This window comes from Pseudonocardia sp. TMWB2A, assembly GCF_017312135.1.
Window position 1 is genome coordinate 4,977,965 of the sequence record NZ_QKQY01000002.1, and the last position, 20,699, is coordinate 4,998,663.

Genomic DNA, 20,699 nt, shown 5'->3' on the forward strand with positions numbered 1-20,699 from the left:
CGCCGGACGTAGCGTGGGCCGCCAGGACGGATCGCGGAGGTGGCGGGTGCGCGGGTACGGGTTCGTGGCGGCGGGTGGCCCGGAGCAGCAGGCGTTCGTCGAGGTCGAGGAACCCCGGCCCGGGCCGGGTGAGCTGCTCGTGCGGGTCCGGGCGGCCGGGGTCAACCCGGGCGACTGGCGGATGCGCGACGGCGACTACGGCGTCGCCGGGCCCGCGGTGCTCGGCCGCGAGGTCGCCGGGACCGTGCTGGAGGTCGGCGACGGCGTCACCGGGTTCGCCCCCGGCGACGAGGTGTTCGGCGGCTGCCCGGACATGCAGGGCGGCTGGGCGCCGCGGGCGCGGGTCACCGCCGGGTTCGCCGCGCACCGCCCGCCGGGGGTCTCCCCCGAGCAGGCGGCGGCGCTGCCGGTCGCCGCGGGCACCGCCTGGGACACCCTCACGAACCTCGACCTGCCCGCCGGGGCGACGCTGCTGGTCAACGGGGCGGGTGGCGGGGTCGGCCTGCCGCTGGTGCAGCTGGCCCGCCGCCGCGGGCTGGCCGTCGTCGGCACGGCGAGCCCCGCCAAGCACGCCCTGCTCGCCGGGTTCGGCGCCGTCCCGGTGGCCTACGGCGACGGCGTCGCCGACCGGATCCGCGCGGCCGCGCCCGGCGGTGTCGACGGCGCCCTGGACCTGGTTGGCGGCGACGCGCTGCGCGCGGTGGCCGGGCTCGTCCCGCCCGCGACGCTGTACTCGATCGCGGACAAGCCACTGGTCGCGCAGCTGGGCGGCCGCGACGTCACCCGCGACCGCAGCACCGCGGTGCTCGACGCGCTCGCCGCACTCGTCGCGGCCGGGGAGCTCGACCCGCTGGTGCGCGAGGTCCGGCCGCTGGCCGAGGCCGGGGCGGCGCTCGCCCTGGTCGAACAGGGTCACGTGACCGGCAAGGTCGTCCTGGTGCTCTAGTCCCGACGGAACAGGAACAGCCCGTAGCGGTGCTGGTCGTCGACCCACTGGGCCTCGGCCCGCAACCCGTGCCGGGCCACGTCGGTGCGCAGCCGGTCGGGCTCGAACTTCGCCGAGAACCCGACGTTGACGCTGTCGCCGCGACGCAGCTCCAGCGTCCGGTCCAGGCCGGGCAGCACCACGGTCTGGTCCCGGCGCGCCCACAGCCGCCCGTCGACGACGTCGGCGGCGGCGTCGTAGTGCGCCGCCGGGTGCACCGCGTCGAGGGCGACGCTCCCGCCGAACCGGCGTGCCAGATGGTCGAGGTGGTTGAGCCGGAACCGGGCGAAGGCGTCGTACCCGGGCGGGTCGTTGTAGCAGGTCTCGAACACCGCGGCGGGTTTGACGAGGTCCGCGGACAGCAGCAGCGCGTCGCCGGGGCGCAGCGTGGCGCCGATCCGGGCGAGTAGTGCGGAGCGCTCGTCGGCCGTGGTGTTGCCGATGTTGGCGCCGAGGAACAGCACCGCCACCGGTGCGCCGCCGTCGTCGCGCAGCCGGTCGAGGCCGGCCTCGTAACGCCCCCACAGCCCGGTGACGGTCAGCCCCGGCAGGTCCGCCATGCGTTCGGCGCTGAGCACGAGCATCTCGCGGCTCACGTCGATCGGCAGGTAGGTCGTCGGCCGGGTCGCCGAGCAGTGTTCGAGCAGCAGCCGCGTCTTCTTCGCGCTCCCGGACCCCAGCTCGGCGACGCGTGGGCAGCCCAACCGGGCCGCGATGTCGGTGCCGTACCGCTCCAGGAGCGCTCGCTCGCAGCGGGTCAGGTAGTAGGTCGGGAGGTCGGTGATCTGCTCGAACAGCGCCGAGCCGAGCGCGTCGTAGCCGAACCAGGGCGGGATCCGCGGCAGCGGCTCGGCGAGGTGGGCGCGCAGCACGGCGACGTCGTCCCAGAAGGACCCCTGTTCCAGCTCGACCGGTGCGGCGGTCACCGGGCGGGCCCGCCCCCGAGCGGGCGGAGGCTGGACTCCCCCGCCGACCAGCGGGCCAGCACCCGGTCGGCGAGCCGGTCGCCGAGCAGCCCGGCGGCCCGGATGCCGAACACGACGTCGGCGGCGAGCGCGGGCTCGATCTGCAGCAGCGGCGCCAGGACGTCGCGGCGCACGACCTGTTCGTGGACGGCGTCGGCCTCCACGTGCTCGTCGTAGAACCGGACCGCGGCCGGACCGCAGCCGAGCCGGCGCATCGCCCGGACCAGCCGTTCCGACCCCGGCGACGACGTCAGCTCCACCAGCGCGAACTGCCCGACCAGAGCGCCGCGCAGGCTGCGCCGCAGGCCGCACAGCGACATGAAGTTGACCTCGGCGAGGGTCTCGGCGCCGACGACGTCGACGTGCGCGCCGTAGGCGTCGGACAGGCCGAGGTCGCGCATCATGTCGGCGAACAGCACGGCGTGCATGAGGGCGGCGTCGCCCGCGCCGTACTCGTCGTGCTCGACGGTGACCAGGCCCGCCTTGGCGGCCGGGGGCAGCCGCGGGATCACCCAGGCCTGCGGGTCGGCCTCCTTGAGGTGGTAGATCGAGCGGTGCACGACGTACTCGCGCAGCTGCCACAGCTCGCCGCGGCGCAGCAGGTGGTGGGTCACGCCGGTCTCGGCACCGGGCCCGACCGGTTCGACGAGCAGCGCGTCGACGGCGCCGGCGACGTCGTCGGAGGCGGGTACCGCGGCGCGCAGTGCGGCCAGGAACCGTTCCTCCAAGCCGACGCGCAGCCCGAGCAGCCGCACGTCCCACTCGTGCTCGTCGCCGATCCCGGCGAAGCCGCGGTAGTGCAGCTCGTAGCAGCAGTGCAGGGCCAGGTGCAGGTCCTCGCCCCAGGGGTCGGCGTCGTCCGGGTCGGGCAGCCCGGCCGGGTCGCCGCGCAGCAGTGCGAGCACGGCGGCGGACAGCGGGCCGCGGGCCTCGGGCAGGGGCGCGATCCCGGTACCGGGTGTGGTGTGCGGCAGGAGGGTCATGCGTCGCGCTCCTCCCGGACCCGGGTGCGGTGGCTGGTGTCGCAGAACGGCGGACGACGGGTGCGCCGGCAGGTGCACAGGGCGGTCACCGGCCGCTGCGAGCGGACCCGGGTGCCATCGGGCAGCTCGACCTCGACGGGGCCGCGGACGAGCACCGGACCGTCGTCGGTCAGTGTCACGCGGGTCGGCTCAGACGGCACGGAGCGCCTCGATCACGACGAGCTGCTCGTCGACGGCGCCGGGCTGCACCAGGCCGCGGGCCTCGTGCAGGGCGGCGCGGGCGCGCATGACCGGGCCGAGCGGGATCCGGGTCCGGTCGGCGACGCGGGCGGTGAGCCCGGCCGCGGCGAGCCGTTCCAGCGAGGCCTCCACCCCGGACACGGCGCTGTGCACCATCAGCAGGGCGCCGCCCGGCTCCAGGTGGTCGGCGACGCCGTCGCAGATCCGGTCGATCACCACCCGGCCGTCGCGGCCGCCGTCCCAGCTGCGGGCCCGGCGGTACCGGGCCGGCCGGTCGGTGCGCGACGGCACGTACGGCGGGTTGGCCGTGACCAGCGCGAACCGGCGGCCGCGGACGGGGCCGAACAGGTCGCCGCGGTGCACGGTGAGCGGTGCGCGGTGCAGCCGCCCGTTGAGCCGGGCCGCGGCCACGGCACGGTGCGACAGGTCGACCGCGGTGACGGCACCGGCGCCGCACCGGGCCGCGGCGAGGGCCACGGTGCCGGTGCCGGTCCCGAGGTCGAGCACGGCGCCACGGGCCCGACCGGAGACGGCGACGGCACGCGCCAGCATCTCCGAGTCCGACTGCGGCCGGTAGACCCCGGGCGGGGTCAGCAGCATCGGGGTCACGGCGGCCGTCTACCCGGGATCCGGCACCCCACTCCTGCGCCGGTGGATCAGCTCCCGCGCAGGTGGGTGGCCAGGAACCGGTCGGCCGTCTCGAACATCGTCACCAGGTTCTCCTGGTTGACGATGGCGTGGCCCTCGTCGTCGAACACCAGGTACTCGAAGTCCACCCCGCGCCCGCGCAGCGCGGCGACGAGGTTGTCGGACTCGGCGCGCACCACGCGGACGTCGTTGGCACCCTGCACCACCATCAGCGGGGTGCGGATGTCGTCGACCCGGGTGATCGGCGAGCGGGCCAGCATGTCCGCCTCCTGAGCGGGGTCGGCGGGGTCGCCGACGTAGCGGAACCAGTTGTTGACCAGGCCGGGTCGGGTGAACTCCGGGACGGTGCGCAGGAAGTCCGCCAGGTTCGAGATGCCGACGTACTCCACCGCCGCGGCGAAGCGGTCCGGGGTGAACGCGACCCCGACCAGGGTGGCGTAGCCGCCGTAGGACCCGCCGAACATCGCGATCCGGTCCGGGTCGGCGTACCCGCGCGCGACGGCCCAGTCGACGGCGTCGAGCAGGTCGTCGTGCATGGCGCCGGCGAACTCCCCGACCGCGGCCTCCATGTGGGCGCGGCCGAACCCGTAGGAGCCGCGGAACTGCGGCTGGAGCACGGCGTAGCCGCGGTTGGCCCACAGCTGCACGCTCGCGTCGAAGCCCCACCAGTCCCGCGACCACGGCCCGCCGTGCGGCATGAGCACCAGGGGCAGGCCCTCGGGTGCGACGCCGACCGGCAGCGTCAGGTAGGCGAGCATGTCCCGGCCGTCGCGGGCGGTGATCGTGACCGCCTCCATCGGCGCCATCGCGGCCGGGTCGAGGTCGGCGCGCGGGCGGAACAGCAGCCGCGACTCCCCCGTGGCGTGGTCGTGGAACCAGGTCTGCGGGTCGCGGTCGTGGGCGAACGTCGCGACCCAGCGGCGCCCGTCGACGTCGCCGGAGACCCCGGACAGGTCGCCGTCGCACAGGCCGCGCAGGGCGGCGAGGACCTCGGCGAAGCCCGGGTCGACCGCGCGGATCTCCTGGCGCGCCCCGAGGTAGCGGACGCCGAGCAGCTCCCCGGTGCCGCGGTGGCGGATCAGCGGCGACGGCAGGCTGGGGAAGATCTGCGCGCGGACGTCGATGTCGTGTTCGGGGTGCCGGTCGACCTCGGTGACCTCGCCGGTGGTGGTGTCGAGGCGGCCGAGGTGCAGCCGGTCGCCGTCGCCGTGGGTGCCGACCCAGATGCCGGTGCCGTCCGGGGTGGGCTCGTAGGGGTACACGCCGAGCGGGTGGGCGTCGCCGTCGAAGGTGGCGAAGAGGTCGTCGCCGCGCCACACCTGCGCGACGCCGTCCTCGGTGAGGGTCTCGCGCAGCAGCTCGTCGCCGACGAGGGTCCAGCCCGCTCCCCCGCCGGGGCTCTGCGCGAGCACCGTCATCACACCGGTGGCGACGTCGAGCTCGCACAGGTCGAACTCGACGGGGTTGCGGGCGTTGCTCTGCAGCAGGAGCGTCCCGGGCCGGTCCGGCCGCTGCTCGATCCCGAACATCGTCGCGCCCTCGAACGGGGTGAGGTCCACCGCGGGCGCGTCCGGCGCGGTCAGGTCGACGCGGAACACGTGCCAGTTCTCGTCGCCGCCGGTGTCCTGCAGGTAGAGCAGGTAGCGGGGGTCGTCGGTCCAGAGGTAGCGCAGCACGGTGCGCGTCTCGTCGGCGGTGACGCAGCGCTCGTCGCCGCCGTCCACGTCGGTCACCCACACGTTCAGGCGCCCCTTCCAGGGGGCGAGGAAGGCGATGCGGGTGCCGTCCGGGGAGATCGTGGCGGCGGTGCGGTCGGGCATGCGCAGCAGGTCGCGGGCGGGGATCCGGTCGGGCGGGGCCATGGTGGTCTCCGGGGTCGGGGTGCCGGTCACAGCGCGGTCCAGATCGTCTCGGCGTCGACGACGCGGTGGCGGCGCCAGGTGAGGGCGCGCTCGGCCGCGGCGACCACGCCGGCGACCAGGAGGCCCGTGTTGAGCCAGCCGGGCAGGGTGACCGGTGAGGTGAAGGTCCCGAACCGTGCGGCGACGGCGTCGATGCCGGTGAGCATCTCCAGCGCCACCGGGATGGCCAGGACGAGGTTGACGAGCAGCACGACGACGGCGACCGCGGCGATCGTGCGGCTCACCGCGGGTGAGCGGCGGGCCAGCCGCGCGCGGCGGTACTCGAGCGTGCCGGGCACCGGGGGCAGCCGCCGCTCCCCGCCGTCGGGGGTGACCAGGTGCATCCGGGTGATGCCGTAGAGGCCGGCGTCGACCTCGATCCGGCCGCCCGGCACCGGCAGCGACGCCGGCATCTCCGCCCGCGCGACCTGCTCGCCGTCGCGGTACAGGCGTGCGTCCCAGTCCCGTGCCTGGTCGACCTCGACGGTCCACATCGCGCCGGGCCCGCCGGGCTCGGGGAGAGGGGCCGTGTACACCGAGCGGGTCAGGATCTCGTGGCGGCGCAGCGGCCGCAGCCGCGGGCTCACCGGGCACCCGCCGTCGCCGGGGCCGGTGCGGCGGCGTCGGCCGCACCCGGTTCGCCGAGGTCACGGAACGCGGGCGCCACCAGCGCGACGAGCGCGGTGCCGACCGCGACCGCGGCGAGCGCGATCCCGGCGGCGCCGAGGCCGACCGCGGAGGCCAGCGCCGCGACCGGCGCCGCGGTCAGCGCGGGCGCGGCGAGCAGCAGGGTGTTCTGCGCTCCGAGGACGCGGCCGCGCAGGGCGTCCGGGGTGGCCTCGATGGTGAGGACCCCGAGCACCGCGCCGACCGGGGCGTTGGTGAACCCCACGAGCGCGGCGGCGCCGAGCACCACCCACGGCGAGGCCAGGCTCCCGACCAGCGCGAACCCGGCGCCGAAGCCGAGCATCCCGAGCACGAACCAGGTCCGGCGCCGCACCCGGTTCACCAGCGCCGCGTACAGCACGGAGCCGGCCAGCCCGCCCGCGGCGAGCGCGCTCAGCGTCAGCCCGGCGAGCGCGGGCAGGTCCAGCGCCGTGAAGTAGGCGGGCATCAGCGTCGTCTGCAGGGCCGCGATGACCGCGACCAGCACCGCCGACACCAGCGTCGCCCCGAGCACCAGCCGCTGCCCGGCGAGGAACACCCACGACGCCGCGAGATCCCGCACGGCCCTGCGCACCGCACCCCCCGGAGCGGTGCGCAGGACCACCTCGACCCGCCCGGCCCGCGGGTCCAGCAGCGCCGCGGTCAGCGCCGCGAGCAGGCTCGTCAACGCCGTCACCACCAGCACCGTCGACGCCGGGCCGGCCAGGGCGACCAGCAGGCCGCCGATCGCCGGTCCGGCCAGCAGCAGCACGTTGGCCAGGTTCTCCCGCAGCGCGATCAGCCGGTCCAGCCGGCCCGGCCGCGGGTCGAGCCGGACCAGTGCCGGCAGCAGGACCTCCTGCGCGGTCATCGCGGGCACCCGCACGACCGCGCCGAGCACGCCGAGCACCAGGAAGGCGGTCATGCCGAGCCCCCACAGCGCGTCGACGACCGGCAGCGCCGCGACCACCGCGGCCCCCAGGACCCCGGCGACGACGGTGACCAGCCTGCGGTCGACCCGGTCCACGACCAGCCCCGAGACCAGCCCGGTCAGCGCGGACGCCGTGGTGGTGACCGTCGCCAGCACGCCCGCGGCCAGCACGTCCCCGGTGCGCTGCAGGACCAGCAGCGGCAGGACCGCCGCCATGATCCCGCCGCCGAGCAGGGTCAGCCCGTAGGCGGCGAGCCACAGCGCCGGGCTGCGTCGCAGCGTGCTCACCGGACCAGGGCCTTGGTGCTGCGCCGGAACGCCCAGACGACCACCAGCGCGGCCAGCACGGTCAGCGGGGTGCCCATGGCGACCCGGGCGATGCCCAGCCCGCCGGTGGCCTCGGCGACGTAGAGCCACTGCTGGATCCCGAATCGGGCGCCGAGCACCAGCGCCGCGGCACCGGTGGCGAGGTCGTGGGCACGCAGGACCGCGGGCGTCGAGCGCCAGGGGTGCGTGCCCCCGTGGACGGCGTTCCAGATCACGCCGGTGATCGGCCGGCGGGCCAGCAGCGACCCGGCCGTGACGACGAACCCGGCCAGCGAGGCCCAGATGCCGATCACGAAGAAGTCGCGCGCCGACCCGGTCCAGGCGACGATCCCGGCCGCCAGCGCGACGCCGAGCAGGCTGCCGACCGCCGAGCTGAACTTCTCCCGCTTCAGCAGCCGGTACCCGAACAGGGCCAGACCGGTCGCGACGGCGATGCCGATGGTCATCGGCAGAGACAGGAAGGCGTTCGCCGTCACGAACACGATCACCGGGATCGTCGAGTAGACGAACCCCGCGGTCCCGCCCATCTGATCGAGCAGGCTCGGGGTGGCGCGGTCGCGGGTCCTGTCGTGCTGCGGCTCGGTCATGGTCATGCCGTCCTCCCTCGTCGTGATGTGCTGCAACGAGGGAAGGCCGTGCCGCCACGGCACACTCAAGCCCGAGGGCCCGTCGTGTGGTTCAGGTCACTGCCGGCTTGACCGTGCCGCGACGGCACGGTGTGGGCTCACCCCATGACGTGGAGCACCCGGGAGGTAGCCGAGCTGGCCGGCACCAGCCTGCGGGCGGTGCGGCACTACCACGAGGTGGGGTTGCTGGCCGAGCCCGCACGACGGGCGAACGGCTACAAGCAGTACGGGGTCGAGCACCTCGTGCGGCTGCTGCGGATCAAGCGGCTGGCCGACCTCGGCTTCTCGCTGCCGCAGATCGCGGACACCCTCGACGAGGGCGACCATCCCGAGCAGGCGCTGCGCACGCTCGACGCCGAGCTCGCCGCCACGATCGAACGGCTGCAGCGGGCCCGCCTCGAGCTCGCCACGATCATCGACCGACGTGCCCCGGCGGACCTGCCGGTGGCCATGGCGCCGGCGCAGGCGGCCGCGCTGACCGAGTCCGACCGGTCGGTGATGCTGCTCATGAGCCGGTTCATGGGGCCACGCAAGCTGACCGCCTACGGCGAGCTGCTGCGCGACCTGCCGGCCGACCCGACCGACGGCGAGTTCGACCGCCTGCCCGCCGACTCCGGTGAGGAGGTCCGCGCCGGCCTCGCCGAGCGGATGGCGCCGCACGTGCGCCGGATGCGGGAGGCCCATCCGGGCCTGGTCGGCCCCGACGACGACGCCCCGCGCGGAGCACAGGTCCTCGCGGAGACGACGAGTGCGGCGATGCGGGAGCTCTACAACCCGGCCCAGGTGGACGTCCTGGTCCGCCTCGCGGCGCTGCTGCAGACCACCCCCTGACCTGACCACCCCTGAACGGAGAGGACGACCGATGTTCGAACACAAGGTGCTGAAGTACAAGCTCGGCTGGAAGGGCTTCGACTACCCCGGGATGGAGCGGGAGCTCAACGAGCTCGGCTCGCAGGGATGGGAGGCGGTCGGGACCCTCGTGCCCTCGTCGGGCAACGGGCAGGCGCTCGAGGTCGTGGTGATCATGAAGCGGGCGCGGGGGTGATCATCACGGCCGGGTGACACGCCGGCGGGCCGGCGACGATGCGCGACGGCCGCCTGTCCGTCGGGGTCACCCGGCAAGCTGACGGCGTGAGCGAACCCCTGCGCGCCGGGGCGCACGAACGTCTGCGCACCGCCCGGCTCGACACCGCCCTCGCCGCCGTCGGCGACCTGACCCCGCGCTGGGACGAGGTCGAGGAGGCGACCCAGCCGCGGGTGCTGTCGCGGCACGTGGCCCGGGTCGTCGAACAGGCGCTGGCCGATCGGGACCCGGAGCAGCGGGTCGCGCTGGTCAACCGGCTGCTCGCCCAGGTCGAGCGCGAGGAACAGCTCTCCGCCGACCCGCAGCAGCTCATCGCGCTCACCCGGGAGATCGCCCCCGGAGTGCACGAGGTCCGGCGCCCCCTGACCCCGCTGTCGGACGCGGCGCTGTTCACCAACGCCGCCGGCGAGCCGAAGCTGCATACCGCGCTGCAGTCCGAGCTGTCCAGCGCCGACCGTGTCGACCTGCTGTGCGCGTTCATCCGCTGGCACGGCATCCGGCTGCTGGAGAACGAGCTCGACGTGCTGCACGAGCGCGGCGTCCCGTTTCGGGTCATCACCACCACCTACATGGGCGCCACCGAGCAGCGGGCGGTCGACGAGCTCGTCCGCCGGCACGGCGCCGAGATGCGGATCAGCTACGCGAGCGCGACCACCCGGCTGCACGCGAAGGCGTGGCTGTTCCGCCGGGACTCCGGCTTCGACACCGCGTTCGTCGGGAGCTCGAACCTGTCGCGGTCCGCGCTCGTCGACGGTCTGGAGTGGAACGTCCGGCTGTCCTCGGTGGCCACGCCGGAGCTGATCCGCAAGTTCACCTCGACGTTCGACTCCTACTGGGCTGCGCCCGACTTCGTCTCCTACGACCCGGACCTGCCCGCCGACTCCCAGCGTCTCGCCGACGCCCTGGGCCGTCGTGAGGACGACACCACCCCGTTGTCCGGGCTGGAGGTCCGCCCGTTCCCGCACCAGGAGCAGATCCTCGAAGCCCTCGCGACCGAGCGCGAGGTGCACGACCGGCACCGGAACCTCGTCATCGCCGCGACCGGGACCGGCAAGACCGTCGTCGCGGCGCTGGACTACGCGCGGCTGCGCCACGCGCACCCGCGGCTGCTGTTCATCGCGCACCGCAAGGAGATCCTCGACCAGTCCCGGCGCACCTACCGCAACGTGCTCGCCGACGGCGCCTTCGGCGAGACCTACGTCGGTGGGGACCGCCCGCAGCGCTGGAACCACGTGTTCGCCTCGGTGCAGTCGCTGGCGTCCTACGGGGTGGAGAACATCCCGCCCGACCACTTCGACGTCGTCGTGATCGACGAGTTCCACCACGCGGCCTCGCCCACCTACCGCGCGTTGCTCGACCACCTGCGGCCCGCCGAGTTCCTCGGTCTGACCGCGACCCCCGAACGCTCCGACGGCGTCGACGTCCGTGACCTGTTCTTCGAGGGACGTACCGCCGCCGAGCTGCGCCTGTGGGATGCGTTGTCGGCGGACCTGCTGGTGCCCTTCCACTACTTCGGGGTCGCCGACGACGTCGACCTCACCGGGATCGAGTGGAAGCGCGGCAGCTACGACATCACCTCCCTCGACGGCCTCTACACCGGCAACGACGCCCGCGCCGCCAAGGTCATCCGCGAGACCCGCGCCAAGGTCACCGACGTGACCGCGATGCGGGCGCTCGGGTTCTGCGTCTCGGTCGCGCATGCCGAGTACATGGCGCGGGTGTTCACCGCGGCCGGCATTCCCAGTGAGGCGGTCACCGGGCAGACGGCCCGCGACGACCGTGACGGCGCCCTGCGGCGGCTGCGGGACCGTCGGGTGAACTGCCTGTTCGCCGTCGACGTGTTCAACGAGGGGCTCGACGTGCCGCAGGTCGACACCGTCCTGCTGCTGCGCCCCACCCAGAGCGCGACGGTGTTCCTCCAGCAGCTCGGCCGCGGGCTGCGGCGCGCTCCGGACAAGGCGGTGCTCACCGTCCTGGACTTCATCGGCCAGCACCGCCGCGAGTTCCGCTTCGACCTGCGCTTCCGGGCTCTGACCGGCAGCAGCCGGGCCGGGGTCGTCCGCGACGTCGAAGAGGGTTTCCCGTTCCTGCCGTCCGGCTCGGCGATGGTGCTGGACCCGGTCGCCCGCGACATCGTGCTGGACAACGTGCGCAGCCGGCTCCGCCTGTCCCGCAAGGACCTCATCGCCGATGTCCGCTCGCACGGCGAGTCGGCCCTGGCCCGCTACCTGCACGAGTCCGGCGGCGAGCTGGCCGACGTCTACCGCAGCAAGGGTTCCTGGACGGCGCTCCGCCGCGACGCGGGCCTGACCGTCCCGGCCACCGGACCGGACGAGACCGCGCTGCTCCGGCGGCTCGCCGTGCTGACCCACGTCGACGACCCCGAGCGGGCCGCCGTCTACGCCCGCGTCGCCGACCCGGCCGGTCCGGTCTACGCCGAGCTGACCGAGCGCGAGCAGCGGCTGGCCCGGATGCTGTTCTTCCAGCTCTGGCCCGACCGCGGCGGGTTCGACAGCTACCAGGCCGGGGTCGACCACCTGCGCCGCCACCCCGCGGTCTGCGCCGAGATCCGCGAGCTGACCGCGTACACGCTCGACCAGGCCCGGCACCTGCCGCGTTCGCTGGGCGAGGGACTGCAGAACGTGCCGCTGCAGAGCCACGCGCACTACCGGCGCGAGGAGATCCTGGCCGCGCTGGACTGGGCATCCTTCGAACGCAAGGCATCCGGGCACGCGACCGGCGTCGTCTGGGCCGACGTCCCACGGGTCGACGCGCTGCTGGTCAACCTGCACAAGACCGAGCGGGACTTCTCCCCCACCACGATGTACCGGGACTTCGCGCTGCAGCCCGACCTGTTCCACTGGGAGTCGCAGAACGCGGCCTCCCCGGAGACGGGGATGGGCCGGCGCTACCTGACCCACGCCGAGCAGGCAGCCACGTGGTGCTGTTCGTCCGGGACTCCCCCGGCGACGACACCGGCCCGGGCGCGCCGTTCCTGTGCCTCGGCGCCTGCCGGTACGTCTCCCACCAGGGCAGCAAGCCGATCGCGATCACCTGGAAGCTGCGCCGCGCCATGCCGGGCGAGACGTTCCGGGCGGCGAGCGTCGTGGCGTCCTGACCCGGAGCGGGCATCGTGCCGGAAGCGGCATCGCCGGCCGGGGACAGATCCGTCCGGACACTCGCCCTCCGGTTCAGCCTCCCCCACTCGACGCGGCGGCCGCGTTCTGCTGCTCCCACACCGAGAGCACGACCGCGACGACGAACAGCTGCGCCGGCAGGCTCAGACCCGGCAAGGTCGCTTCGGCCCCGCCGCGCCACCAGCTCGACTTCCGGATCGTCCCGGCGGTCCGGTCGCCCTCGACGAGGTGCTGCTCGGAGCTCCACACCGAGGCCCGGCGGAAGCGGTAGGACCGGCCGTCGGCGGTGACGGTCCAGTGCTTGCGACCAGCCCGCTCCGCCGTGGCGACGACGGTCCCCGCGGAGTCGGTCATCGTGTAGGTCCTGCCCCACACGGTCGATCCGATCTGGTACTCGCGGCCCTCGACCTGGATCTGCCCGCCGGAGCGCCACCAGTGCGAGCTGAAGGTGCTGACCGGCGCGCCGTCCAGTGTGAACTCGTAGTCGCGGCGCCATACGCTCGTCCGCTCGGCACGCAGCATGGGGTGATCGAACCATCCGAGTCCTCGGCACACCGCGCAGGCCGGGTGGGCGGGGACTCAGCCGGGCGGCGAGCTGATCATTCCCCCCACTTAGCGTCCCCTTAGGCCGAACGGCCGAATGCTGCCGCCGTGCTCACCACAGATCATGACAAGCAGACGGCCCGGATCTTCGCTGCGGTACCGCTGCTGCTGGCCGCGGCGGCGGGAGCCCTCGACGGGGCCTCGTTCACGGCGTTCCACGACGTGGTCGTCAGCGCCATGACCGGCAGCTTCGTCGCGCTCGGCCGGGGGCTGGGGTCGGTGTCGGTGCTCGCCCCCGCGGCCTGGGCGCTGGGCGGCTACGTGCTCGGCCTGGTCGCCGGCACCGTGACGGCCGGTCTGGCCGAGCGGAGGCTGCCGGCCCGGGGCGCCGTCGGGGTCACGCTCGGCCTGGAGCTCGCGACCCTGTCCGCGTTCGGCATCGGATGGCTGCTCGGCGGGCCGGGACACGCCTTCCCCGTGGAGCCGATGATCGGGACGGCGACCCTGGCGATGGGGCTGCAGGGGGCGGCGCTGCGCCGGATCGGTCCGGCCGGCACCCCCACCAACTACTTCACCGGGGTCGTCACGAACTGGGTGTCGGGCATGGTCGACCCGGCCGGGCGCAGCTGGAACCCCGGCGCCGGTGCCCGCATCGCGGTCTTCGTGCTCGCCGTCGCCGCGACGGGCTCGCTGCACCGGGTCCTCCCGGTCGGGGTGGTCGCCGTGCCGGTGACCCTCGTCGCGGCCGCGACGGCGCTCGCCGCGGCCGCGGCGCGCTCCCGGCGCCCCGTCGGGCTGCGCCCGCACGACCACCCCGCGGACCGGACCCGGTCGATGGTGGCCCCGAGCAGGGCGTGAGCCGTGGACGGTGACGGATTCGTCCCCGTCGGGCAGTCTGACCGGCGTGACCGCAACGGCGCGGCCACGCCGAGGACCGGGGGTCACATGACGACCGAACGGGAACGTTTCCTGCCCACCGAGCAGGGCGAACAGGCCCCCAACGCCGGCCGGGTGCTGGCGCTGCTGTTCGCCGCCAACACGTTCAACTTCTACGACCGGGCCGTCCCGGCGATCGTCGCCGAGCCCGTCAAGCTCGAGTTCGGGCTCTCCGACCTGCAGATCGGCGTCCTGGCCGCGGCGTTCACCGTCGTCTACGCCCTGTGCGGGCTCCCCCTCGGGCGCCTCGCCGACCACCGCTCGCGGGCCCGGATCATGGGCTGGGGCATCGTCGCGTGGAGCCTGCTGACGGCCGCGAGCGGCGCGGCCTGGAACTACGTCTCGCTGCTGCTGATGCGGGTCGGCGTCGGTATCGGTGAGGCCAGCTACGCGCCCGCCGCGAACTCCACGATCGCCGACCTCTACCCGGCGGGGAAGCGGGCGCGGGCGTTCGGGCTGTTCCAGCTCGGGCTGCCGGTCGGGCTCGTGCTCGCCTACTTCTCGGTCGGTGCGATCGCCGAGGCGTTCGGGACGTGGCGGGCCCCGTTCGTGCTGGCCGCGATCCCCGGGCTGCTCATCGCGGCCGGGTTCTTCCTGGTGCGCGAGCCCCGCCGCGGCGCGTCCGAACCGGCGTCGAGGACCACGGTCGAGGCGACGCCGGCACCGGTCGACCGGCCGTTCCGGCGGATCCTGGCCGTCCCGACGATGTGGTTCCTGATCGTCGCCGGGATCGGCGCGAACCTCGCCGCCTACTCGGTCAACACGTTCACCGTGCCGCTGTTCCAGCGCTACTTCGGCGCGTCCCTGACCGGGGCGGCGGTGCTGACCGGCGTCGTCGTCGGCGTGACGGGGCTGGTCGGGCTGCTCGTCGGCGGCTGGGTCTCGGACCGGGCGGCCCGCCGCTCGACGGGCGCGCGGGTGCTGGTCGGTGCGGTCGCGACGCTGGTGTCGGTCCCGCTGACCTGGTTCGCGCTGTCCGTGGGACCGGAGGCGACGGGCACGTTCGTCGTGCTGTTCGGCGCCGGCTGGCTGTTGCAGTACCTCTACTACACCTCGGCCTACCCGGCCGTCGCCGACGTCGTCGGGCCGCGGCTGCGGTCGACGGCGACAGCGGTCTTCTTCGCCGCGTTCTACCTGCTGGGCGGCGCGGTCGGGCCGGTGATCGCCGGTGCCCTGTCGGACGCGTTCGCCGCGGACGCCCTCGCCGCGGGCGCGAGCCCGGCCGACGCCGCGGCGAACGGGCTGCGGCAGGCCCTCGCCGTGATCGTGCCGCTGTCGATGGCGATCGCGTCGGCGGGGCTGTTCCTCGCCGCCCGCACGGTGCGCCGGGACAACGAGCGGATGACCGCGGCCGCCGGCTGACCCGGGCCCTCAGCCGGGCAGCCGGGTCCAGTCGCGGTCGTCGACGTCGGTGCCGAACGCGTCGAGCGTCACCGTCGTCGAGTCCTGGCGCTGCTCCGGCAGCCGGATCCGGCGCACGTGGGCGCCGTCGAGCCACACCTCGCCCGGCTCGCCGTCGCCGGTGGTGACGGTCAGCCGTCGCCAGCGCTCGCCGCGGTCGGCGACGACGCCGTGGTCGTGGGCCTCGGTGACGTCGGCGAGCCGGTCGAACGCCGCCAGCGGGGTGACGATCCGGCCGGGATCGGTGAGGCCCAGCCGGTCGAGCCTGCGGCCGGGCCGCCCGCTCCAGACCCGGTCCTCGATCTGCACGAACGCGATGTGGTCGTGGCCCACCATGGCGCGGCGCCGGGTGAGGTCGAGGACTCCGCTGGTCACGACCTGCCGCGGCACCCGGCGCAGGACGGCCCGCGCCAGGGCCGGGAGCGGGCGCCGTCGCCGCGGGAGCGCCTCGCCTACGGCGCGGGTCCCGGACATGTCCATCAGCAGGGTGGCACGGGCGGTGCCGGCCGCGACGGTGCGGCCGACGGCGTCGCGCAGCCGGACCATGGCCGGGCTCTCGGTCGTCATCGTGGGGCCTTTCGCAGGTGGCTCGGGGACGAGACCGAGCCTGCCCGTCGTCGCGGTCCGGCGAATCGGTCCGGAGGACGATTCACGTCTCCACCGCAGGGAGGAGGCGGAGCGCAGGAACTAGCCTCGCCCGCGTGGACTTCGACGACGCCGAGACCGTCTACCGCGCCCTCGTCGACGACCACGTCACCGGCCGGGTCCCCCTCGCCGACGGCGTCGCCCGGTTCGCCGCGCCGTTGCGGGCGGCGTGGGTCGAGGACCGGGCCGACGGCCGCGTCGAGGGCCTGGCCTGGGCGGCCGGCGGTGCGGTGGCCGCCGCCGCGACCGACCCGGCGCACCACGCGCGTCTCGCCGACCTGCTCGGCGGGGTGCGGGCGCTCGGGCCGCTCACCCGCTCCCCCGACGGTGAGGTCTGCACGGTGTGGGGGCTGACGGTGTTCACCGACCTGCCGTGCGTCGGCGCGCAGCTGCGCGAGGCGCTCGACGTGCACCCGTCCGCGACGTCCGCGCTGTTCGCGTTCGCCGACCGGCTCACCGGTGCCGGGATCCTGGACTTCTCCGGCTGGGCCGGGTGGTCCGACCGGGTCAGTGACCGTCCAGGGCCCTGAGCGCTTCCGGGTCGAGCCGCAGCGACCCGACGGCGACGTTCGCCTCGAGATGGGCGAGGGACGCCGTCCCCGGGATGAGCAGCACCGCCGGGCTGCGGTGGAGCAGCCAGGCCAGCCCCACCTGCGACGCCGTCACCCCCGCCGCCGCGGCGACCTCGCGCACCGCGGGCTCGTCGGCGACCCTGCGCGCGCCCGCCAGCACCCCGCCCAGCGGGTGGAACGGCACCCACGCGACGCCCTCCGCCGCGCACAGGTCGAGCAGCCCGTCGTCGTCGCGCTCGACGAGGCTGTACTCGTTCTGCACGCAGGCGATCCCCGCCGGGAGCGCACGGCGCACGGTGTCAGGTTCGACGCTGCTCAGCCCGATCGCGCCGATGGTGCCCGCGTCGCGCAGTGCGGTCAGGACGGCGAGCTGGTCGTCCAGGTCGACGAGCTGGTCGCCCTCGGCACGGATCCGCGAGGTCCCCTCCAGCCGTCGCAGGTTGACCAGCGCGACGTGGTCCGTGCCCAGACTGCGCAGGTTGTCCTCGACGCTCGCCCGCAGCTGCTCGGGCCGCTGTGCGAGCCGCATCGGGAACGGATCGCCCGGATCGGGGTCGGCTCCGACCTTGGTCGCGACGACGACGCCGTCCCCGGGTTGCAGCGCCTCCCGCAGCAGGTCGTTGACCAGGCCGTCGCCGTAGAACTGGGCGGTGTCGACGTGGTCGACCCCCAGCTCGACGGCCCGGCGCAGGAGCGCGACCGCGGCCGGGCGGTCGTCGCGCAGGCGGGCCAGCGCGCTCGCGCCGTAGCCGACGCGGGCGACCGGGCGTCCGGCGAGCGCGTAGGTGCCGCCGGGGCGGTCCGGGTTGCTCATCACGGGTCTCCTCGTCCCCGGTCGTCGCCGACCGGATCCCTTCCGATACTGCCCGCCCGACCGGGTCCCCGTTCCTCCGCAGGGGTGCGCCCCGCCGGGCGAGCGTGTATCTCCTTCACCTGACGCCCAACGCATCGGAGGAGCCCGTGGAGTTCGACATGCTGGTCGAGGTGCCGAAGGGCAGCCGCAACAAGTACGAGGTGGACCACGAGACCGGGCGCATCCGGCTCGACCGGACGCTGTTCACCGCCACCCAGTACCCGGGCGACTACGGCTTCGTCGAGGACACCCTCGGGGAGGACGGCGACCCGCTCGACGCCCTGCTCGTCACCACCGGGGAGCCGCTGTTCCCCGGCGTCCTCGTGCTCGTGCGCACCATCGGCATGTTCCGGATGACCGACGAGGCGGGCGGCGACGACAAGCTGCTCTGCGTCCCGGCCCACGACCCCCGCCTGGAGAACCTGCGCGACATCCACCACCTGCCCGAGTTCCACCGCCGGGAGATCCAGCACTTCTTCGAGATCTACAAGGACCTGGAGCCGGGCAAGAGCGTCGAGGGCGCCGACTGGGCGAACCGGGCGGCGGCCGAGGCGGAGCTGGAGGCGTCGCGGAAGCGGTTCCGGGAGACGCCGCACTGAGCACCGCCCGAACCCCCTGGGACGCGGCCCTGCGGGAGCTGGGCCCCGGTCGGTGGCCCGCGTATCTCACCGCGCACTCCGGCCTGCCCGGCCCGCGGGCGAACCTCACCCTGGTCGCGGCGGCCGCCGGCCGGGCGGACGCGGCGACGATCGGGGAGCTGCTGGCCGACGGCGGCGAGTACCCGGCGACCTGCGCGGCCGCGGCGCTCGGGCGGCGGGCGGCCGACCCCGGGTGCGAGGCCGACGCCCGCGCACTGGCCGCCGACGACCGCTGGCGGGTACGGGAGGGCGTCGCGCTCGGCCTGCAGTTGCTGGGCGACACCGATCCCGGGGCCCTCCTGGCCGTCGTGTCGCGGTGGTCGGCGGACGCGGACCCGCTGGTGCGCCGCGCCGCGGTGGCCGCGATCTGCGAGCCACGGCTGCTGCGGAGCCCGGACGCCGCGGCGGCCGCGGTCGCGGTGTGCCGCCGGGCCACGCAGTGGCTGGCCGCGCTGCCGGACGAGCACCGGAGGCGCCCCGGGGTGCGGACGCTGCGGCAGGCGCTGGGCTACTGCTGGAGCGTCGCCGTCGCCGCGGATCCCGGCCCCGGGCTCGCGGTGTTCCGGGATCTCGACACGTCCGACCCCGACGTCGCATGGATCGTGCAGCGGAACAGGACGAAGAAGCGGCTGTCGTCCCTGCTCCGGGACGAGCGGCCCCGGTGACCGGCCGTCGTCAGCGGCGTCCGTTGCAGGAGACCGCGGAGTAGTCGCCGTCGGCCGACTCCTCGGAGATCACGGCGCCGTCGACGAGGATCCGGCAGGAGAGCTCACCGGACCCGCCCGCGGCGGTGACCGAGTAGTCGGTGGGCTCACCGGCGGCCGGGGCCGTGCGCTCCCACGGCAGGTCCGCGCCGGAGACCTGGGCGACCGAGGTGCCCCGGCCGAACGTGATCGTGACCCCCGAGCCGGACCCGGTGACCTCGTAGGTGATCTGGGCCGCCGCGGACGTCGTGGGTGCAGCGGCGACCTCGGTGGCCGGGACGACGCCGGGCTGGCCGCCGCCCGTCGACGCGCCGAACGCGACCTGACCCTCGCGCCACGCGGCCGGGGTCTCGTCCTCGGTGCCACCCAACACAGCGAGCCCGATCGGCACGGCCGCGGCAGCCGCCGCGACGACGCCGACGACCCACGGCCATCGGCGTCGACGGGCGTCCTCCTGCACGGCGCGGCGGCGTCCACGACGCGGCGGGTCCTCGACGACGTCGTCGGGACCGGGGGCCGGGTCGGGCTGCGGTCCGTCCTCGTCGGGATCGAGGTCGAGGTCACGCGGGTCGTACCCGAGGTCGTGCGGGTCCACGGGCCGGGCCCGGCCGTCGCGGAGGTCGGGGCCCGGCCCGGGCTCCGGGCCGTCCCACGGCGCGGGGGTGTCGCCGGGACCGGCGACCGCGAACCCGTCCACGCCGTACGGCCCGGCGTCGCGGTCCTCGGCCCGGCGCCGTCCGCCGTGCCGGGGACGCCCACTGTGGACGTGTCCGGGCGGCGACACGAGCGTCGGCGGCCGGTGCACCGGGAGCGGCCGGGGCGGAGTCGTCGCGCTCGGGCGCAGCTCCCCGGCGAACGGTCCCTCGGGGTACGGATCGGCCGAGGGTGCGTCCGGTCCGGGAGTCTCCGGAGCGCGGCGACGCCCACGCCGGGAGCCGTGGTCGGTCCGGCCCGCTCCTGGCCGAGCCAGATCATCACGCTCCGTGATCGACCGGGGACGTCCACGGGGCGTGGACGGCCGGGGCTCGGGCTCCCGGGCGGACGGGAAGACGATCCCGGCGACGAGGTCCTCGGGCGAGAGATCCCGGGCCGACGCCTCGACGACGTCGGCCGACCGGTCCATCACCTCGACCGATCGGCGAGGTCCACGTCGGGTCACCGGGGACGACTCGTCCCCGAGCACCCAGCGACCCGAGTCCGGGTCCCATCTCGGTCCTGACACGACGCCCCCCTTTGGTAGCCGTGCCGATTCAACGATTCGGACGCGCGCCGGTTACGGAGCGCGGTCACGGTCACAGAGCGGGAATCCCGTTCGGCCCTGCCGTCGCCCCGTTCGGACGCGCCGGAACCCGCCCGCTGACACCTGGCCCGGTCCGGACGAGAGTGGGCACCATGTCGATCGACCCGCAGTTCCTCCTGGGCCGCCGTACCACCGACGACCTCGCCGACGACCTCGGCGACGCCGTCCGCTCCTGCGACGTACAGTTCCGCTCCTTCGGCGCACACTCCCGCTTCGCCGGCCCCGTGCGGACCGTGCGGTGCGAGAACGACAACGCCCTGCTCCGCGCCACGCTCGACGGCCCCGGTGACGGCGCCGTCCTGGTCGTCGACGGCGGCGGCTCGACCCACTGCGCGCTCATCGGCGACGTCATCGCGGGCCTGGCCGTGGCGAACGGCTGGGCCGGGATCGTCGTCAACGGGGTCGTCCGCGACAGCGTGGCACTCGCCGCGCTCCCCCTCGGCCTCAAGGCGCTGGGCACGAACCCCCGCAAGAGCAGTAAGACCGGGGCCGGGGAGGTCGACGGCACCGTGACGTTCGGCGGGGTCGACTTCGCCCCGGGCGAGATCCTCTACTCCGACGAGGACGGGATCGTCGTCGTCGCGCGGTGAGGTGCCGGCTGTTCCGGTACCGGCCGCCGACATCATCAGAATCAT

General features: G+C 74.9%; 21 protein-coding genes. 10 read left to right on the plus strand and 11 right to left on the minus strand.

The window, feature by feature from the left end:
* Positions 1–46 precede the first annotated feature (46 nt).
* Entirely contained in the window at positions 47–946 is a 900-nt protein-coding gene (locus DMP17_RS37830) for an NADP-dependent oxidoreductase (protein WP_337832023.1), read from the plus strand.
* Here DMP17_RS37830 and DMP17_RS37835 read toward each other — a convergent pair.
* From DMP17_RS37835 to DMP17_RS37870, 8 genes are read right to left on the minus strand one after another with little or no spacing between them, the layout of a single operon-like run.
* Positions 943–1,911 (minus strand): L-histidine N(alpha)-methyltransferase, encoded by a 969-nt coding sequence (locus DMP17_RS37835; protein ID WP_226366420.1) that lies wholly within the window; start codon positions 1,909–1,911, stop codon positions 943–945. The two genes, DMP17_RS37830 and DMP17_RS37835, sit on opposite strands and share 4 nt — an antisense overlap.
* Positions 1,908–2,933 (minus strand): iron-containing redox enzyme family protein, encoded by a 1,026-nt coding sequence (locus tag DMP17_RS37840; RefSeq protein WP_337832024.1) that lies wholly within the window; start codon positions 2,931–2,933, stop codon positions 1,908–1,910. Before DMP17_RS37840 ends, DMP17_RS37835 begins: the two co-directional genes overlap by 4 nt.
* Complete coding sequence (locus tag DMP17_RS37845; RefSeq protein ID WP_337832025.1) at positions 2,930–3,112, minus strand: CDGSH iron-sulfur domain-containing protein; 183 nt, start codon at positions 3,110–3,112, stop codon at positions 2,930–2,932. Before DMP17_RS37845 ends, DMP17_RS37840 begins: the two co-directional genes overlap by 4 nt.
* A gap of 10 nt (positions 3,113–3,122) precedes the next feature.
* A complete protein-coding gene (locus tag DMP17_RS37850) occupies positions 3,123–3,773 on the minus strand; it encodes a HemK2/MTQ2 family protein methyltransferase (protein ID WP_226350654.1) in 651 nt (216 codons plus the stop codon).
* Positions 3,774–3,829: 56 nt separating this feature from the next.
* Entirely contained in the window at positions 3,830–5,713 is a 1,884-nt protein-coding gene (locus tag DMP17_RS37855) for a S9 family peptidase (RefSeq protein WP_337832026.1), read from the minus strand.
* Positions 5,710–6,309, minus strand: coding sequence for a hypothetical protein (locus DMP17_RS37860; RefSeq protein WP_337832027.1), 600 nt, complete (start codon positions 6,307–6,309; stop codon positions 5,710–5,712). Before DMP17_RS37860 ends, DMP17_RS37855 begins: the two co-directional genes overlap by 4 nt.
* Positions 6,306–7,586: an MFS transporter gene (locus DMP17_RS37865; RefSeq protein ID WP_226350544.1), complete on the minus strand. Its 1,281-nt coding sequence runs from the start codon at positions 7,584–7,586 to the stop codon at positions 6,306–6,308. The genes DMP17_RS37860 and DMP17_RS37865 overlap by 4 nt, the downstream gene beginning before the upstream one ends.
* The gene (locus DMP17_RS37870; RefSeq protein ID WP_226366425.1) at positions 7,583–8,218 is read right to left on the minus strand and encodes a DUF3159 domain-containing protein; all 636 of its coding nucleotides are present in this window, start codon (positions 8,216–8,218) and stop codon (positions 7,583–7,585) included. The genes DMP17_RS37865 and DMP17_RS37870 overlap by 4 nt, the downstream gene beginning before the upstream one ends.
* Before the next feature lie 138 nt (positions 8,219–8,356).
* On the opposite strand from DMP17_RS37870, the gene DMP17_RS37875 reads away from it, so the two are divergent.
* From DMP17_RS37875 to DMP17_RS37895, 5 genes are all read left to right on the plus strand, one after another.
* A complete protein-coding gene (locus DMP17_RS37875; protein ID WP_226350543.1) occupies positions 8,357–9,082 on the plus strand; it encodes a MerR family transcriptional regulator in 726 nt (241 codons plus the stop codon).
* A 31-nt stretch (positions 9,083–9,113) separates the two neighbouring features.
* Entirely contained in the window at positions 9,114–9,296 is a 183-nt protein-coding gene (locus DMP17_RS37880; protein ID WP_337832028.1) for a DUF4177 domain-containing protein, read from the plus strand.
* An 86-nt stretch (positions 9,297–9,382) separates the two neighbouring features.
* Positions 9,383–13,099, plus strand: coding sequence for a DUF3427 domain-containing protein (locus DMP17_RS37885; RefSeq protein ID WP_337832029.1), 3,717 nt, complete (start codon positions 9,383–9,385; stop codon positions 13,097–13,099).
* 24 nt (positions 13,100–13,123) lie between these two features.
* Positions 13,124–13,873 (plus strand): YoaK family protein, encoded by a 750-nt coding sequence (locus DMP17_RS37890; RefSeq protein WP_337832030.1) that lies wholly within the window; start codon positions 13,124–13,126, stop codon positions 13,871–13,873.
* An 87-nt stretch (positions 13,874–13,960) separates the two neighbouring features.
* The gene (locus DMP17_RS37895) at positions 13,961–15,313 is read left to right on the plus strand and encodes a spinster family MFS transporter (protein WP_337832031.1); all 1,353 of its coding nucleotides are present in this window, start codon (positions 13,961–13,963) and stop codon (positions 15,311–15,313) included.
* A 9-nt stretch (positions 15,314–15,322) separates the two neighbouring features.
* Here the strand turns inward: DMP17_RS37895 and DMP17_RS37900 are convergent, their stop codons facing one another.
* Positions 15,323–15,919 (minus strand): hypothetical protein, encoded by a 597-nt coding sequence (locus tag DMP17_RS37900; RefSeq protein ID WP_224401902.1) that lies wholly within the window; start codon positions 15,917–15,919, stop codon positions 15,323–15,325.
* 134 nt (positions 15,920–16,053) lie between these two features.
* On the opposite strand from DMP17_RS37900, the gene DMP17_RS37905 reads away from it, so the two are divergent.
* Complete coding sequence (locus DMP17_RS37905) at positions 16,054–16,527, plus strand: hypothetical protein (RefSeq protein WP_337832032.1); 474 nt, start codon at positions 16,054–16,056, stop codon at positions 16,525–16,527.
* On the opposite strand, the gene DMP17_RS37910 is transcribed toward DMP17_RS37905, so the two are convergent.
* Positions 16,505–17,383: an aldo/keto reductase gene (locus DMP17_RS37910; protein WP_337832033.1), complete on the minus strand. Its 879-nt coding sequence runs from the start codon at positions 17,381–17,383 to the stop codon at positions 16,505–16,507. The genes DMP17_RS37905 and DMP17_RS37910 overlap by 23 nt on opposite strands.
* A 146-nt stretch (positions 17,384–17,529) precedes the next feature.
* On the opposite strand from DMP17_RS37910, the gene DMP17_RS37915 reads away from it, so the two are divergent.
* Positions 17,530–18,021, plus strand: coding sequence for an inorganic diphosphatase (locus tag DMP17_RS37915; RefSeq protein WP_226350534.1), 492 nt, complete (start codon positions 17,530–17,532; stop codon positions 18,019–18,021).
* Positions 18,022–18,368: 347 nt separating this feature from the next.
* Positions 18,369–18,725, plus strand: coding sequence for a hypothetical protein (locus tag DMP17_RS37920; protein WP_226350533.1), 357 nt, complete (start codon positions 18,369–18,371; stop codon positions 18,723–18,725).
* 10 nt (positions 18,726–18,735) lie between these two features.
* Here the strand turns inward: DMP17_RS37920 and DMP17_RS37925 are convergent, their stop codons facing one another.
* Complete coding sequence (locus DMP17_RS37925; protein WP_337832034.1) at positions 18,736–19,986, minus strand: MmpS family transport accessory protein; 1,251 nt, start codon at positions 19,984–19,986, stop codon at positions 18,736–18,738.
* A 170-nt stretch (positions 19,987–20,156) separates the two neighbouring features.
* Between DMP17_RS37925 and rraA the strand changes: the two genes are divergently transcribed.
* Positions 20,157–20,654 carry a ribonuclease E activity regulator RraA gene (gene rraA / locus DMP17_RS37930; protein ID WP_337832035.1) on the plus strand — a complete coding sequence of 166 codons (498 nt, stop codon included), beginning with the start codon at positions 20,157–20,159 and terminating at the stop codon, positions 20,652–20,654.
* Positions 20,655–20,699 lie beyond the last annotated feature (45 nt).